The organism is Streptomyces sp. NPDC003300 (genome assembly GCF_040610915.1).
Classification (GTDB): Bacteria; Actinomycetota; Actinomycetes; order Streptomycetales; family Streptomycetaceae; genus Actinacidiphila.
Genome location: NZ_JBEXNE010000020.1, coordinates 94147 through 110082, shown reverse-complemented (window position 1 = coordinate 110082; position 15936 = coordinate 94147). Strand labels below are relative to the sequence as shown.

13 protein-coding genes and 1 pseudogene are annotated in these 15936 nt (G+C 73.4%); 7 read left to right on the top strand and 7 right to left on the bottom strand.

Going from position 1 to position 15936, the window contains the following annotated elements; translation table 11 throughout:
• Positions 1–79: 79 nt before the first annotated feature.
• Positions 80–1951, top strand: a complete 1872-nt coding sequence (locus ABZX65_RS26235) for a phosphatidylglycerol lysyltransferase domain-containing protein (protein ID WP_355344728.1) — start codon at positions 80–82, stop codon at positions 1949–1951.
• Between the two features lie 23 nt (positions 1952–1974).
• Here the strand turns inward: ABZX65_RS26235 and ABZX65_RS26230 are convergent, their stop codons facing one another.
• A complete protein-coding gene (locus tag ABZX65_RS26230; protein WP_355344855.1) occupies positions 1975–3012 on the bottom strand; it encodes an RNA polymerase sigma factor in 1038 nt (345 codons plus the stop codon).
• Between the two features lie 261 nt (positions 3013–3273).
• On the bottom strand, positions 3274–5217 hold the full coding sequence (gene dnaG / locus ABZX65_RS26225; protein WP_355344725.1) for a DNA primase: 1944 nt from the start codon (positions 5215–5217) through the stop codon (positions 3274–3276).
• Positions 5218–5368: 151 nt separating this feature from the next.
• Between dnaG and ABZX65_RS26220 the strand changes: the two genes are divergently transcribed.
• Positions 5369–7297 (top strand): glycoside hydrolase family 9 protein, encoded by a 1929-nt coding sequence (locus ABZX65_RS26220; RefSeq protein WP_355344722.1) that lies wholly within the window; start codon positions 5369–5371, stop codon positions 7295–7297.
• Positions 7298–7333: 36 nt separating this feature from the next.
• On the opposite strand, the gene ABZX65_RS26215 is transcribed toward ABZX65_RS26220, so the two are convergent.
• The 4 genes from ABZX65_RS26215 to ABZX65_RS26200 form a co-directional block, all read right to left on the bottom strand.
• A complete protein-coding gene (locus ABZX65_RS26215) occupies positions 7334–7822 on the bottom strand; it encodes a GNAT family N-acetyltransferase (RefSeq protein ID WP_355344719.1) in 489 nt (162 codons plus the stop codon).
• Between the two features lie 53 nt (positions 7823–7875).
• A complete protein-coding gene (locus ABZX65_RS26210; protein ID WP_355344716.1) occupies positions 7876–9138 on the bottom strand; it encodes an FAD-dependent oxidoreductase in 1263 nt (420 codons plus the stop codon).
• Positions 9139–9440: 302 nt separating this feature from the next.
• Complete coding sequence (locus tag ABZX65_RS26205) at positions 9441–10775, bottom strand: deoxyguanosinetriphosphate triphosphohydrolase (RefSeq protein WP_355344713.1); 1335 nt, start codon at positions 10773–10775, stop codon at positions 9441–9443.
• A 330-nt stretch (positions 10776–11105) separates the two neighbouring features.
• Positions 11106–11537, bottom strand: coding sequence for a gamma-glutamylcyclotransferase family protein (locus ABZX65_RS26200; protein ID WP_355344710.1), 432 nt, complete (start codon positions 11535–11537; stop codon positions 11106–11108).
• Between the two features lie 140 nt (positions 11538–11677).
• Between ABZX65_RS26200 and ABZX65_RS26195 the strand changes: the two genes are divergently transcribed.
• The 4 genes and pseudogenes from ABZX65_RS26195 to ABZX65_RS26180 all read left to right on the top strand — a co-directional run bounded on the left by ABZX65_RS26195 (position 11678) and on the right by ABZX65_RS26180 (position 13841).
• The gene (locus ABZX65_RS26195; RefSeq protein WP_355344852.1) at positions 11678–12403 is read left to right on the top strand and encodes an ElyC/SanA/YdcF family protein; all 726 of its coding nucleotides are present in this window, start codon (positions 11678–11680) and stop codon (positions 12401–12403) included.
• Positions 12404–12416: 13 nt separating this feature from the next.
• Positions 12417–12616: pseudogene (locus ABZX65_RS26190) on the top strand (hypothetical protein); the annotation flags it as partial.
• A gap of 83 nt (positions 12617–12699) precedes the next feature.
• A complete protein-coding gene (locus tag ABZX65_RS26185; protein WP_355344707.1) occupies positions 12700–13335 on the top strand; it encodes a GntR family transcriptional regulator in 636 nt (211 codons plus the stop codon).
• A 23-nt stretch (positions 13336–13358) separates the two neighbouring features.
• Positions 13359–13841 (top strand): OsmC family protein, encoded by a 483-nt coding sequence (locus tag ABZX65_RS26180; RefSeq protein ID WP_355344704.1) that lies wholly within the window; start codon positions 13359–13361, stop codon positions 13839–13841.
• 8 nt (positions 13842–13849) lie between these two features.
• Here ABZX65_RS26180 and ABZX65_RS26175 read toward each other — a convergent pair whose 3' ends face one another.
• A complete protein-coding gene (locus tag ABZX65_RS26175; protein WP_355344698.1) occupies positions 13850–14581 on the bottom strand; it encodes a hypothetical protein in 732 nt (243 codons plus the stop codon).
• A gap of 239 nt (positions 14582–14820) precedes the next feature.
• On the opposite strand from ABZX65_RS26175, the gene ABZX65_RS26170 reads away from it, so the two are divergent.
• A complete protein-coding gene (locus tag ABZX65_RS26170; RefSeq protein ID WP_355344695.1) occupies positions 14821–15930 on the top strand; it encodes a LacI family DNA-binding transcriptional regulator in 1110 nt (369 codons plus the stop codon).
• Positions 15931–15936: the final 6 nt, after the last annotated feature.

Below are 15936 nucleotides of genomic sequence, written 5' to 3'. Positions count from 1 at the left end.
AAAACCCGAGGAGCCAGCGGGTACGGCGGCGCGCGGCGTTGGTAGCCTGTGCCGCCGTACCTCCGGAAGGGCAGAAGTGATGAGCAGCGCCACCACCGCGGCGTCGGTCGCGGGTACCGGCACGCGGGCGGGTACGAGTACCCGTATGGGTACGAGCACGGATTCGGGTACGGGTACGAGTACGGCCGAGGGGCCGCGGCAGGGGCGACCGGGCGGTTCCGACCCGGTGCGCTGCCCCGCGCGGCGCGAGACCTCGACGCTGGCGCGGCGCAGTGCGCGGGTGCCGATCTGGTACCTGCGGGTGATCGGCGTCGTCGATCTGCTGTCCGCCGTATCCCTGACGATCCGTCAGGAGATGTCGAACCACAACACCGGTGAGCTGTTCACGCCGTTCATGCTCTTCGCGGGCTTCGGCTCGGCCGCCGCGACGCTCTTCATGGCCATGATGCTGGCCCGCCACAAGCGCGTGGCCTGGATCGTCTTCATGGCGCTGTGCGGCGGCTACGCGGCCCTGTCGGTGTGGGCGCTGTGCTACGACGACCTGCGGCGGCACCCGTTCAACTGGGTCTCCACCGCGCTCACTTTGACCGTGCTGTGCTTCGGCGCGCTCGGCCGCCGCGAATTCCACGGCAAGGGCGACCGCACCAACCCGCAGCTCGCGCTCGCCGTCCTCGGCGTCGGCGCGCTGCTGTCGGTCCTGGTCGGCACGACCCTGGTCACGGCGGTCGGCCCGGAGCGCGCCAGCGTCGGCGACCGCGTCTGGTACGTGGCGCTGCGGCTGACGACGCTGAGCCGCGACTCCGACATCGAGCCGAATCTGCACATCAGCCCGTGGGTCAGCAGCGGCCTCAACCTGGCGGGCCTCGGCCTGCTGCTCGCCGTGCTCTACGCGCTCTTCCGCTCCCCGCGCGGCCGGGACCTCCAGAGCCGCGACGACGAGGACCGGCTGCGCGAACTGCTCGCCCGGCACGGCGCCCGCGACTCGCTCGGCTACTTCGCGCTGCGCCGCGACAAGTCCGTCATCTTCTCGCCCAGCGGCAAGGCCGCCGTCGCCTACCGCGTGGTCGGCGGTGTGGCCCTGGCCTCCGGCGACCCGATCGGCGACGTCGAGGCATGGCCGGGCGCCATCGACGCCTGGCTGGTGGAGACCCGCGACCACGCCTGGATCCCCGCGGTGATGGGCGCCAGCGAGGAGGGCGGCACCGTCTACGCCCGGCACGGCCTGGACGCGCTGGAACTGGGCGACGAAGCCATCGTGGAGACCGACGAGTTCACCCTGGACGGCCGGGCGATGCGCGGCGTGCGGCAGGCGTACAACCGGGTGCGGCGCGCCGGTTACACCACCCGTATCCGGCGGCACCGCGACATCCCGGCCGACGAGACGGCCGCGCTGATCGAGGCGGCGGACCGCTGGCGGGACGGCGCCACCGAGCGCGGCTTCTCGATGGCGCTGGGCAGGCTCGGCGACCCGGCCGACGGCGACTGCGTGATGATCGAATGCCTCGACGGCGAGGGCGAGTTGAAGGCGCTGCTCAGCTTTGTGCCGTGGGGCCCGAAGGGGCTGTCGCTGGACTTGATGCGGCGCGACCGGGACAGCGAGAACGGCCTGGTCGAGTTCATGGTCCTCGACCTGATCGAACGCGCCGCCGACGTCGGCGTGGAGCGGGTGTCGCTCAACTTCGCGATGTTCCGGTCGGTGTTCGAGGACGGCGCCCGGCTGGGCGCGGGCCCGGTGCTGCGGCTGTGGCGCTCGGCCCTGATGTTCTTCTCCCGCTGGTGGCAACTGGAGTCGCTGTACCGCGCGAACGCCAAGTACCGGCCTATCTGGGAGCCGCGCTTCCTGCTCTTCGCCAAGAGCGCGCATCTGCCGCGGATCGGGCTGGCGAGCGCGCGCGCCGAGGGGTTCGTGGTGGCGCCGAGGCCGCTGGCGCGGCTGCGCAGGGACGGCTAGGGCCCGGGGGGCTCCGGGGGGTCTCAGTCGAGGTAGCCGCGGAGCTGGTCGGCGAAGGCGTGGTCGCGGAGCTTGTTGAGGGTCTTGGACTCGATCTGGCGGATGCGTTCGCGGGTCACGCCGAAGATGCGGCCGATCTCCTCCAGGGTGCGGGGGCGGCCGTCGGCGAGGCCGTAGCGGAGCTGGACGACCTTGCGCTCGCGCTCGCCGAGCGTGGACAGCACCGCTTCCAGGTGCTCGCGCAGCAGCAGGAAGGCCGCGGACTCCACGGGCGAGGCGGCGTCGCCGTCCTCGATGAGGTCGCCGAGCGCGACGTCCTCCTCCTCGCCGACCGGCGCGTGCAGCGACACCGGCTCCTGGGCCAGCCGCAGCACCTCGCTGACCCGCTCCTCCGGCAGGTCGAGCTGGGCGGCGACCTCCTCGGTGCTCGGCTCGTAGCCGCGCTCCTGGAGCAGCCGCCGCTGCACCCGCACCACCCGGTTGATCAGCTCCACCACGTGCACGGGGACCCGTATCGTCCTGGCCTGGTCGGCCAGCGCCCGCGACATCGCCTGGCGGATCCACCAGGTCGCGTACGTCGAGAACTTGTAGCCGCGCGCGTAGTCGAACTTCTCCACCGCCCGGATCAGCCCGAGATTGCCCTCCTGGACCAGGTCGAGCATGGTCAGGCCGCGGCCGATGTACCGCTTGGCGACCGAGACGACCAGCCGCAGATTGGCCTCGATGAGGCGGCGCTTGGCCATCCGGCCGAGCACCACCAGGCGGTCGAGGTCGACGGCGAGCTGCGAGTCCAGGTCGGGGAAGGCGCCGAGCTTCTCCTCGGCGAAGAGTCCGGCCTCCACCCGGCGGGCCAGGTCCACCTCTTCGGCCGCCGTGAGCAGCGGGATACGGCCGATCTCGCGCAGATACTGCCGGAAGAGGTCGGCGGACGGGCCCGCGGACTCCTCGCGCGGCGGCCGTACCGGCACCGCGTCCTCGTCGTCCCGCTCGTCGGTGACCACGCGTTGCTCCGGCACCCGCGACCCCGTGAGGTTCCCTGGCGGTTCCGCCTGGGGCTCCATCGCCACCACCTCGGCCGCGGTCGTGAGGGTCTGGATCTGGGTGTGGATCTGGGTCTGGGTCTGCACGGAAGCGACCTCCAGAAGTGAGCGCGTCCTCGGGCTCGCAGCGCGTCTTGCCGGACAGGCCCTGGGCGCCGTCACCCAGTGTGGCCCACGACGCGGCTCCGCTACGAGGGGCGTGCGCTCCCTTTTTCACACAAGGTCACCGCTCAGGTCCGTGCGGTGACGCAAGGCATATGCCCGGGTGTACGCCCGCGGCGGCTACAGCCCCGCCGCGCCCTGTTCGCGCAGCCGCTGGCCGTACTGCTGGAGCGCCCACAGCTCGCCCAGCGACGCGGTGACCTCGGGCGAGTCCTGCGGGACGCCCTGGGCGGCGAACCGCGCCTGCGTGGCGTGCACCTGGGCCACGCGCCGCTCCACCGCGTTGATCCGCACCCGGACCAGCACCTCGCCCGCGTAGAACTCGGGCGACTTGTGCATCACCGGCTCGACGGCCAGTTCGGTGACCATCATCCGTACGGTGTCGTCGGGCGCGGCCTCGCGGACCCGTACGAGATAGTCGCCGTCGGCCGCCTCGACGCCGCCCGCCTCGGCGATCACCCGGCGCACGGCGGCGTAGGGCGGTCCGGTGAACTCGTCCTCGCCGTACGCGTCGAAGGCCGGGGAGACCAGCTTCGGGTACTGGAGGGCGAGCTTGAGCAGCTCGCGCTCGACGCGGTGGGCGGGGCTGCGCAGGTCCAGGCGGGGGCCGCGCGGCGCGTTCTGCGCGGGGACGCCGGAGGACTGCCGGTCGCCGCCCGCGTACGGACCGCCCTGGCCCTGGCGGCCGTACTGCGGGCGGTTGTCGGTGCTGCCGCCGCCCGCCGCGCGGGCCCTGGCCATCGCGCGGACCCGGCGGATGATCGACTGCTCCTCGGACTGCGTGCCGATCCCGGCCATGCCGACCAGCCGGATCGCGTAACGGTCGCGCAGCGCCTGGTTCTTGATCGCGGCGACCACGGCGACCCCCGCGTCCACGGCCGCGACCCGGCCCTCGTCGGTGTCCAGGTTGTAGCGGGACACGATGGAGCGCAGCGCGAAGGCGAACAGCGGGGTGCGGCCGTCGATCAGCCGCTGGATGGCCGCGTCGCCCTCGGCGAGCCGCAGTTCGCACGGGTCCATCCCGCCGGGCGTGATCGCGATCGACGTCTCGGCGGCGAATTTCTGGTCGTCCTCGAACGCCCGCAGCGCGGCCTTCTGGCCCGCCTCGTCGCCGTCGAAGGTGAAGACCACCTCGGCGGTCGAATTGTCCATCAGCAGCCGGCGCAGGATCTTGATGTGGTCGCCGCCGAAGGAGGTGCCGCAGGTGGCGATGGCCGTGGTGACCCCGGCGAGATGGCAGGCCATCACATCGGTGTACCCCTCGACGACCACCGCCCGCCCGGTCTTGGCGATCTCCTTCTTGGCCAGGTCGATGCCGTACAGCACCTGGGACTTCTTGTAGAGCGGCGTCTCGGAGGTGTTCAGGTACTTCGGCCCCTGGTCGTCCTCGCGCAGCTTGCGCGCGCCGAAGCCGATCACCTCGCCGGTGATGTCCCGGATCGGCCAGATCAGCCGCCCCCTGAAGCGGTCGATCGCCCCGCCCCTGCGGCTCTCGGAGGCCAGCCCCGCGGTGATCAGCTCCTTGTCGGTGAAGCCCTTCCCCCGCAGATACCGCACCAGGTGGTCCCACCCGGCGGGCGCGTACCCCACCCCGAAGTGCTCCGCCGCCGCCTGGTCGAAGCCGCGCTCGGCCAGGAACCTCCGGCCGATCTCCGCCTCCGCCCCGCCCAGTTGCTCCACATAGAACTGCGCGGCGGCCTTGTGCGCCTCGACCAGCCGGATCCGCTCGCCCTGCTGCCGCCCGGGGACATGGCTGCCCTCCTCGTACCGCAGCGTGATCCCGGCCTGGCCGGCCAAGCGCTCGACGGCCTCGGTGAACGACAGATGGTCGAGCTTCATGACGAACGCGAGGGTGTCCCCGCCTTCCCCGCAGCCGAAGCAGTGGTAGAGGCCCTTGGAGGGGCTGACCTGGAAGGAGGGGGATTTCTCGTCGTGGAAGGGGCACAGGCCCTTGAGATTGCCGCCGCCGGCGTTCTTGAGCTGGAGGTATTCGGAGACGACGGCGTCGATCGGGACCGCGTCCCGTACCGCCTTCACGTCTTCGTCCCTGATCCTGCCCGCCACTCGCGCAAGTCTACGGCGCTGGTGGGACAGCGGAGCGCCGGGCGGTGGGTGGCGACGAAGGTCTTGACCCGGGCGGGGGTGAGGACTAGCTTCGCCAATCGTTAGGAACCTTTCCTATTGGGGTTCCGAAGTCGTGGGGAGACACAGCCGCATGCCCGAGCTTCGCAGAAGGCCGCTCCGCAGATGGACCACCGCCGCGGCGACGGCTGTCACCGCGACCGCCGTGCTGGCGGCGCTGTCGCTGGCGGGCGGCGCGGACACCGCCCAGGCCGCGACCACCGGCGAGGTCCGGGTGAACCAGGTCGGCTACGCGGGAAGCGGCGCCAAAGAAGCGTTCCTGCTGGCCAAGAGCGCGGTCGGCGAGGCGTCGTGGAAGCTGGTCGGGCGCGGCGGCCGGGTCGTCGCGCACGGCAGCACGGGGGCGAACCTGGGCCGCTGGAACAGCGCGTATCCGGCCGTCTACCTGATCGACTTCAGCGCGGTGCGCACGCCCGGCACCTACCGGCTGGTGGTCGGCGGCACCGCCACCGCCTCCTCCCCCGCCTTCACCATCGGCTCGGCGAAGGCCGTCTTCGGCCGTCCCGCCGCCGACGCCACCGCCTTCTTCCAGGCCCAGCGCGACGGCGCGAGGACGATCCCCGGGCAGCTGCGGCGCAAGCCGTCGCATCTCAACGACGCGCACGCCGCCGTCTACGCGTGGCCGTCGTTCACCGACCCCGACGGCGACACGATCAAGGCCGCCCCGAAGAAGATCGCGGGCGCGGCCCCGGTGGACGTCTCCGGCGGCTGGTTCGACGCGGGCGACTACCTGAAGTTCACCGAGACCACCTCGTACGCCGTCGCCGCGCTCCAGATCGCCGCCCGGCAGACCGGCGCGGGCCCCGCCTCGGCCCTCGGCGGCGAGGCGCAGCACGGCCTGGACTGGCTCGACAAGATGTGGGACGGCACAACGAAGACGCTGTACATCCAGGTCGGCCTCGGCTCCGGTACGGACAGCGGCAGCGTCGTCGGCGACCACGACGTGTGGCGGCTGCCGGAGAAGGACGACAAGGACTCCGCGCACCCGTTCCTGAAGAACCGCCCGGTGTTCAGGGCGGGCGCCCCCGGCGCGAAGCTCAGCCCCAACCAGGCGGGCCGGCTCGCCGCCGACTTCGCGCTCGCCGCCCAGCGGTACGCGGCCACCGCGCCCGCCAAGGCCCGCGCGTATCTCAACACCGCGGCGCAGATCTACGGCCTGGCCGACACCCGCCCTGGCACGCTCGTCACCACCGTGCCGTACGGCTACTACCCCGAGACGAGCTGGAAGGACGATCTGGCCTTCGGCGGGGCCGAGTTGGCGCTGGCGGCGCAGCGGCTGCACGACCGGCGCGGCGCGGACTGGCTGAAGCAGGCGGCGAGTTGGGCGAAGGCGCACCAGAGCGAGGCGGGCGCGGACACGCTGAACATGTACGACACCAGCGCGCTCGCCGACCTCGACCTGGCGCGGGCGATCAGGGCGGCCGGGCACCCGCGCGGCCTCGCGGTGACGTACGCCGACCTGGTCGGTTACGTGAAGGGCCAGATCGCCTCCGGGCAACGGCGGGCGGCGGCCGACCCGTTCCACGCGGGCGCGGTCTACGACGACTTCGACGCGGACTCGCACACGCTGGGTCTCGCGGCCACCACGCGGCTGTACCGCTCGGTGACCGGCGACACCTCGTTCGACCGCTTCGCGGTGCAGCAACTCGACTGGCTGCTGGGGGCGAACGCCTGGGGCACGTCCTTCATGGTCGGCCAGGGGCAGACCTTCCCGCGCTGCACGGCGGGCGAGTTGGGCAACCTCGCGGGGAGCCTGACCGGTTCACGACCGCTGGAGGTGGGTGCGATCGTCAACGGGCCCAACGGCGCTGAGCAGTTCAGCGACGGCCTCGGCGACTACCTGGACGGCATGCGGCCGTGCCCGCCCGGCGGCGCGGACCCGTACAGCGCCTTCAACGGGCGCGGCAGCCGGTACGTGGACGACGTGCGGTCGTGGCAGAGCTCGGAGCCGGCGCTGGACATGGACGCGTCGGGGCTGCTGGCCTTCTACCTGTCGAAGTAGCGTTCGGCAACAGGCGGAGAGGCGCTGGGCGTCGGCCTACGCGGGACCCCGCGCGAGGTCCTTGGTGACGAACACGTAGTGCGGGCCGATCGGTTCCACGACGAATTCCTCGCCGATCGCCGTGAAGCCGAAGTGCTCGTAGAAACCGGCGGCGGACGTACGGCCGTTGCACCAGGCCAGTTCGGCGCCGCGGGCCGCGGCCTCGCGCAGGCCCGCGATCAGGGCCGCGCCGCCGAACCCCTGGCCGCGGACCTCGGGCGCGCTGCCCATGCCGCGGAAGCGGTACGCGGACGCCCCGGCCGTATCCGCGTCCGCGAGGGCGTCGTCCCCCGACAGCGGCTCGGGGAAGAAGGTGGCGCAGCCCCGTACCGCGCCTTCCTCGTCGTAGGCGGCGATGTGGAACGTGCCGTCGCGCGAGTCCTCCGGATAGACGGCGGTCTCGCGCGGCAGGCCGGTCCGCAGCACCGCCCAGCGCAGGGCGAAGATCTCCTCGACGGGCACGACGGCGGTACGGGTGACGGGCACGGCGGGGTGTCCCTTCCTGGTCGGTCCGGCCGGTCCAGGAAGGAAGCTCCTGGTCAGTCCAGGAACGAGGTTAGTGGCACCGCCGGGTCGGACAGCCGCTCGGGGTCGACCGCGCGGCCGGAGCGGATGAGCTGCTGGATCGGCTCGGTGACGTCCCACACATTGACGTTCATCCCCGCCAGCACCCGCCCCTCGTTCAGCCAGAAGGCGATGAACTGCCGCTTGCCCACATCGCCGCGGCACACCACCTGGTCGTACGAGCCGGGCGCCGCGTTCCCCGAGAACTCCATGCCCAGGTCGTACTGGTCGGAGAAGAAGTACGGAACCCGGTCGTACGACACCGGCCGGCCGAGCATGGCGCGGGCCGCGGCGGGGCCGCCGTTCAGCGCGTTCGCCCAGTGCTCGACGCGCAACCTGCCGCCGAGCAGCGGGTGTTCGGCGTTGGCGACGTCGCCCGCGGCGAAGATGTCGGGGTTCGAGGTGCGCAGCGAGGCGTCCACGGCGATGCCGCCGCCCTCGGCCGGGTCGACCAGGTCGAGTCCCGCGCTCTCGGCCAGCGCGGTGCGCGGGGCGGCGCCGATCGCGGCGAGCACGTCGTGCGCCGGGTGCTCCTCGCCGTCATCGGTGAGGGCGGCGAGCACCATGCCGTCCTGGCCGGTGATCTCGGTGAGCCGGGCGCCGAAGTGGAAGCGGACGCCGTGCTCGGCGTGCAGGTCGGTGAAGACCGCGCCCAGTTCGGGGCCGAGCACCGAGTGCAGCGGGGTCGGCGCGGACTCCACGACGGTGACCTCGGCGCCGTAGCCGCGGGCCGCGGCGGCGACCTCCAGGCCGATCCAGCCCGCGCCCGCCACCACCAGGTGGCCGTTCTCCCGGCCGAGGCTGGTCAGCACGTGCTTGAGCCGGTCGGCGTGCGCGAGCCTGCGCAGGTGGTGCACCCCGGCCAGGTCGGTGCCCGGGATGTCCAAGCGGCGCGGCTCGGAGCCGGTGGCGAGCAGCAGCTTGTCGTACATCAGGGTCGTGCCGTCGCCGAGGCGGACGAATTTGGCGGCCGGGTCCAGGTGCACGACCGGCTGGCCCAGGTGCAGCTCGATGTCGTGCTCGGCGTACCAGGAGGTGTTCTGCACGAAGACCGAGTCGCGCTCGTCGGCGCCGGTCAGATAGCCCTTGGACAGGGGCGGGCGTTCATAGGGGTGGTCGCGCTCGTCGCCGATCAGTATCACCCGGCCGGTGAAACCCTCGGCCCGGAGCGTTTCGGCCGCCTTCGCCCCGGCGAGCCCTGCTCCGACGATCACGAAGGTTTCGTGTGCGTCCACCACGGTGGCCCTCCAGGCGGGTCGGCGATCGGTACGTGTGCGAGCGTACGTGTACGTGTCGTGCGGTGTTGCGTGCGTGGTGCTTGTGCGTGGTGCTTGTGCGTTCTGTTCGTGCGTCGTGCGGTGCGGCTAAGGGCGCGTCGTGCTCGTGCGTCCTGCTTGTGCGTACATACGAGCGTCCCGCACGTCAGGGCCGTCCGGAAGAGCGCCGCGCCGTCCTTCCCCTCGTGCTTCTTCTGCCCAGTGAGCATCCGGCCATATGCCGGGCGGGTATCCCGGCGTACCGGACGCCCCGTTTCCGGCGGTTACGCGTGCAGCCGGGCGTGCAGGGCGGTGGCCGCCGCGTCGGTGAGGGAGGCGATCTGGTCGACGACGGCGCGGCGGCGGGCGCGGTCGTCGGGGGCGGCGTCGAAGATCCCGCGGAACTGCGGGTCAAGGCCCTCGGGGGCCCGCTCCAGCAGCCGCTGCGCCAGCTCGCCGATCACCACGCGCTGCTCGGCCCGGCGCTTGGCCTGCGCGGCGCGCTGCATGACGTACCGGTCGGCGACCGCCTTGAGAACGGCGCATTCGAGCCGCTGCTCGCGCGGCACGACGAGCTCCGCGCGGTAGCGGGTGAGGCGGCCGGTGCCGTAGCGCTCGCGGGTGGCGCTCTCGGCCGCCAGGCAGAAGCGGCCGATGAGCTGGGAGGCGGCGTCCTTGAGCCGCGCCTGGGCGAGGGCGGTGCCGTCGTAGCCGTGCGGCCACCAGGGTTGGTCGAGGAGCCGGTCGAGGGCCGCGGCCAGCTCGGCCGGGTCGGTGCCGGGCGGCACATAGCGGGCGGCGGCGCAGCCGAACACCTCGGCGCGCTCGGCGGCGGAGGTCAGCGCGCCGGGGTCGATGTGCCCGGCCTGGAGGCCGTCCTCCACGTCGTGCACCGAATACGCGACGTCGTCGGCCCAGTCCATGACCTGCGCCTCGAAGCACTGGCGGCCGTCGGGCGCGTCCTTCCGCAGCCAGCCGAAGACCGGCAGGTCGTCCTCGTACGCGCCGAATTTGGGGCTGCCGGGCGTGGTGGGGTGGCCGCCGCGCGCCCACGGGTACTTGGTCGCCGCGTCCAGCGCGGCGCGGGTGAGATTGAGGCCGACGCTGACCAGCGCGTCGCCGCCCGCCGGGTCCGGCACGAATTTCTTCGGCTCGATCCGGGTCAGCAGCCGCAGGCTCTGCGCGTTGCCCTCGAACCCGCCGCAGTCCTCGGCGAATTCGGCCAGGACCAGCTCGCCGTTGTGCCCGAACGGCGGGTGCCCGAGGTCGTGCGCCAGACACGCCGTCTCCACCAGGTCGGGGTCGCAGCCGAGCGCCGCGCCCAGTTCCCTGCCGACCTGCGCGCACTCCAGCGAGTGCGTCAGCCGGGTGCGCGGGCTGGTGTCGATCGCCGCCGCGCTGTTGACGCCCGGGTCCACGACCTGCGTCTTCCCGGCCAGCCTGCGCAGCGCCGCCGAGTGCAGCACCCGCGCCCGGTCGCGCTGGAACGCCGTACGGCCCGGCCTCTTGTCCGGTTCCGCGACATACCGCTCCATATCGGCCTCGCCGTAGGGCCCGTACCGCTCGTACGGGCCCAGGTGCGCGGATGCCGCCCGCTGTGACCGGTCCTTCTCTTCCATACCCGTGACGGTAACCGGCCCCGGTGACCGGCGGCGTACGCGCGGGTGGCGGACCGGGCGCGCGACCGGCGGCCGGGCCGCCGGGGCCCGCGCTGACCTGCCCCGACGGCGGGCGTCGGCGCCCAGGAGCGTTTCGTCGTACCGGAGGGCTTCGTCGTACCGGCGCAGTACGAGCTCGGCCATCACGTCGTGCGCGCCGAGCGGGGCCGCGGCGATCCAGGGCGCGGCGGCCGAGGTCTGCGCGGCGAAGCGGCCGGGTGCGGTGAAGTACGAGGCGCGCGCCGGATTGCCTCGTCGTTCGCGCGGGCGCGAGAGCCGGTTTCGGTGCTCTCACCCGGCCGCGGGTCCGCTGTGAGGCCACCTTCCGCCGGAGACCCGCTCGCCGGAGAGCAGCAGCTCACGGGCGGTGCGGTCGGCCGCGAAGTACACCCAGGCGGGGGTCGGTCCGCCCGCCGTGCGCACGTACGTACGGCGGCGCTCGTAGAGGTTGGCGGGGGCGCCCGGCGCGTACTCCTCCAGCCGGTCGAGGTCGGCGAGGACGTCCGCGTACCCCTCGGGGCCGACCGCCGTCAGCGCCCCGTGGACGACGCCCTCGCCCGCCGGGTCGGGGACGGCGTACGGGTAGCCGGGGCCGTGGAAGAGCAGCGCGCCGGGCAGTTCGGCCGGTGTCCAGGTCAGGGCCCGGCCGCGCAGCACGCCGTGGTTGCGCCCGCCGGGCAGCAGCGTGCCGTAGAGGAAGAAGGGGAGGCGGGGGTCGGTCACGCGGGCGCTCCGGGGGCGTTGTCAGTGGTGGGTCCTACTGTGATCCATGACGCAACCGGGCGGGGGTGTCCGGCGTCGGTCACGGAGGGGGCACGGGTCGGCGAGGGGCGGGTGCGATGGCGGGTCAGGGGGTGGACGGTATGACGTGGGCGCGGACGTGGGGGGCGCGGGTCCGGGGGTGGAAGCCGTCATGGGCGCGGTTGCCGCGCACGCGGCGGGGGTGGCGGCGGCTGCTGCGGTGGAGCGTGGCCGTGTGCGTGCTGGCGCTGCTGCCCGCGACGTGGCTGCGGCTGGCCGACGGCGGGCGCGTCCGGACGCTTGCCGACGTGCCGAAGGAGCCGGTGGCCGTGGTCTTCGGCGCCGGGCTCTGGGACGGTAAGCCGTCGCCGTATCTGGCGCACCGGCTGGACGCGGCGGCGACGCTGTACCGGACGGGCCGGATACGCGTGGTGCTGGTCACCGGCGACAACAGCCGTACGTCGTACAACGAGCCGGGTGCCATGCGCACCTACCTGGCCGCGCACGGCGTGCCCGCCGACAAGGTCGTCCTGGACTACGCGGGCTTCGACACCTGGGACTCGTGCAGCCGCGCCAAGCGCGTCTTCGGGGTCGACCGGGCCGTCCTGGTCAGCCAGGACTTCCACATACGCAGGGCCCTGGCGCTCTGCGAGGCCGCCGGGATCGACGCCTACGGGATCGCCGTCGACGAGCCGCACGACGCCACCTGGTACGCGGGCGGCGTACGGGAGTTGCTGGCCGCGGGCAAGGCGGCGGCGGACGTGGTGATTCGCCCGAACCCGCACTTCCTGGGGCCGCGCGAGCCGGGGGTCGCACGCGCCCTCACCGCGGGCGGGGCCGTGCGCTGAGGCGGACGGGCCGGAGGTGGTGGAGCGGACGGCGTTCCCGGTGAACCGGGGAGGGCCGCGCCTTGACCGGGGGGGGCGTGGTGCGGCAAGGGCCGCGCCTCGACCGAGGTGCTGTCCACGGCGGTGCGGCTGACCGGGCCGCTGGTACGGGGCGCGGACGGCGAGTCGGCGCCCGCGAACTGGGAAGAGGCGCTGGACCGGGTCGCGGCGGGGCCGCTGCGGGTCCGGGCGGAGAAGTACGCCCCGGCCCTCTGTATGCATTGCATGCAATGCATACAGAGGCTAGCCTCGGCCGGGTGCAGCAGACCGATGCCGCCCGCGCGCGGCTGCGTGACCTGATCCTGGACGGTGCCTACGCGCCGGGCCAGCGGCTCACCGAGACCGAGGTCGCGCTGTCGCTGGAGATGAGCAGGACGCCGGTGCGCGAGGCGTTCCGCGCGCTGGTCGCCGACGGGCTGGTCCACTCGGCGGGGCGCGGTGTGCGGGTGGTCGCGCTGGACGCGGAGGCGCTGCGCCACGCCTACCAGGTGCGGGCCGCCCTGGAGGCGCTCACCGCCGAGCTGGCCGCCGGGCGCCAGGCCGAGGGCCGGATCGCCCCTGCCGACCTGGCCGAGCTGGTCCGCGAGGCGGACCGTACGGAAGAGGCCACGCTGGCCGGGCGCCTCGCCGAGGCCGTCGCCCACAACCGCCGCTTCCACGGCCGGATCGCCGTACTCGCCGCGAACCCCGTGGCGCTCGCCTCGCTCGACCGGCTGTGGGACCAGATCCTCGTCTCCACCCGCGCCTCACTCGACCCGCCCCACCGGCCCGCCCAGGTCAACGCCCAGCACCGGGAGCTGCTGGCCGCGATCACCGGGGGCCGGGCCCGCGAGGCGGCCGAGGCGGCCCGCCGCCACGTTCTGGACACCTGCGGCGCCCGATTCACCGACTGAGCGACCCGAAGGGACATCGAGCCATGCCGTCAGCCCGTCAGCACTCCTACGAGACCGAGGTCGTCTGGACCGGCAACCGCGGCACGGGCACCAGCTCCTACCGCGACTACGACCGTACGCACGAGGTCACCGCGGCCGGACTCCCCGCCATCTCCGGCTCCGCCGACCGCGCCTTCCGCGGTGACGCCGGCCGCTGGAACCCCGAGCAGTTGCTCCTCGCCGCGCTCTCCCAGTGCCACCTGCTGTCGTACCTCCACGTCTGCGCCGTCAACGGCGTGGTCGTCACCGGCTACACCGACCACGCGACCGGCACGATGCGGGAGACCGGCGACGGCGGCGGCCACTTCACCGAAGCCGTGCTCCGGCCCGCCGTCGAGGTCGCCTCCCCCGCGATGGCCGCCGCCGCCCAGGCCCTCCACGAGGAGGCCCAGCGGCTGTGCTTCATCGCCAACTCGGTGAACTTCCCGGTGCGGCACGAGCCGTCGGTGACGGTCTCGGCCCCATGAGCGTCCGGTTACGCGCCCGGTACGGTGCCGGGTGCGGCCTCGGGTGCGGCCTCGGGATCCCCGTCCCCGTCCCCGTCCCCGTCCGCTTCGGCGTCGCCGACCGTCAGCGTCCTCGTCACGTAGCTGTAGCCGTCCTCGTCCTCGGGGTCCTCGTCCTGCGGCCACAGGCGGACCGCCCGGCCGCCCGCCGCCCGGATCGCCGCGCCGTCCAGTTCCACCGACGCTTCACGCACCCCGGCGTCGAGCCACGAGGTGAAGACGGTCACCGGGCCGTCCGGCGGCAGCGGATACGTCCAGAAGCTCGCCTCCCATGTCAGACCGCTGCCGCCGCCGCCCTGGCTGATCAGGCGGATCGCCTCCGTGTCGTCGTCGCCCGGCCAGGGCACCGGCATCCCGCCCTGCGTCGCGACCCGTCGGCCGTCCGCGTACCGCAGGCCGAGCCGCAGATTGCTCTGCGGCTCGGGCGGACGCAGCGGGTTGGACCGGCCGTCGAGGGGATTGCCCAACCAGGCTCCGTTGGCCGGGGTCCTTCGCAGGACCGCGCGCAGGTGGAATACGAAACCGTTGGGGTACGCCCGCAGCCCGCCGATCCAGACCGCCGCCCGGTCCGAGCGCAGCAGCACCACGTCACCCGGCACCGACGCGGGAAGCACGTAGACGGACCGTTCCCACGGGGGACGCGGCCGGGGCTCCGGCTCCGGCACGGTCGGCGGTTCTGGCACGTCCTGGAAGAAGCTCATCCCGTCACCGTCGCACCCTCCCTCCCCCTGCCGCCCGCCCGGAATCGGCCATGCCACCCCCGTTTCCGGCCGCGCGGGCGTCACGGCTGGCCGTGCGGCTCCCCGCGCCCCGAGGGGCACAGGCAAGCGGTGAGGGACCACACGGAGAATGATTCGAGTCGGTTACCGATCGTTGCCGGGAAAACAGGGGGCACCCCGGGGTCGGACGGATGGGGCGGCGGCGGGCTACGATCGCAGGCATGAGCGCCGCAGACGTACCGTCCAGGACAGCCGACCAGCCCGACACGCCGTCGAACGGCGCGGCGGGAGCGGCGGGCCGCGCGAGCGCGGGCGGAAACGCGGGCGGCAGCGCCGGCGCGGCCACCCTCGCCGAGATCGCCCGGGCCGCGGGCGTCTCGGCTCCGACTGTTTCGAAGGTGCTCAACGGCCGCGGCGATGTCGCGCCCGCCACGCGGAGCAGGGTGGAGGAGCTGCTGCGCCTCCACGGCTACCAGCGGCGGCGCGGCAACGCGCAGCCCGCGCCGCTGCTCGACCTGGTCTTCCACGAGCTGGAGAGCGCGTGGGCGATGGAGGTCATCCGGGGTGTGGAGAACGTGGCGCGGGTCGAGGGCCTGAGCGTGGTGCTCTCGGAGTCGGCGGGCCGCCTGAGCCCCGGTCAGACGTGGGTGGACGGGGTGCTGGCCCGGCGTCCGACCGGCGTCATCCTCGTACTGTCCGGGCTCGACCCGGCCCAGCGGGCGCAGCTCACCAGCCGGGACATCCCGTTCGTGGTGATGGACCCGGCGGGCGACCCCGGCGAGGACGTGCCCGCGATCGGGGCGACCAACTGGCAGGGCGGGGTGGCCGCCACCCGGCACCTGCTGGAGCTGGGGCACCGGCGGATCGGTGTGATCGGCGGCCCGGCGGGGATGATGTGCAGCCGGGCCAGGATCGACGGGTACCGCGCCGCGCTGGAGACCGCGGGGGTCGCCTTCGACCCGGCGCTGGTCAGGGCGGGCGACTTCCACCACGAGGCCGGTTACACCGCGGGACTCGAGCTGCTGCGGCTGCCGGAGCGGCCCACCGCCGTCTTCACCGGCAACGACCTCCAGGCGCTCGGACTGTACGAGGCGGCGCGCGAACTGGGGTTGAGCATTCCGGGCGACGTGAGCGTGATCGGCTTCGACGACCTGCCGCTGTCGCGCTGGATCAGCCCGCCGCTGACCACGGTCAGGCAGCCGCTGACCGAGATGGCGGAGGCCGCCGCCCGGCTGGTGCTCGACCTGAGCCGCGGCAAGCAGCCGAGCACCCTGCGGGTGGATCTGGCGACCCGGCTGGTGGAGCGCAGCAGCACGCAGTCCCCCGCCTAGGCGTCC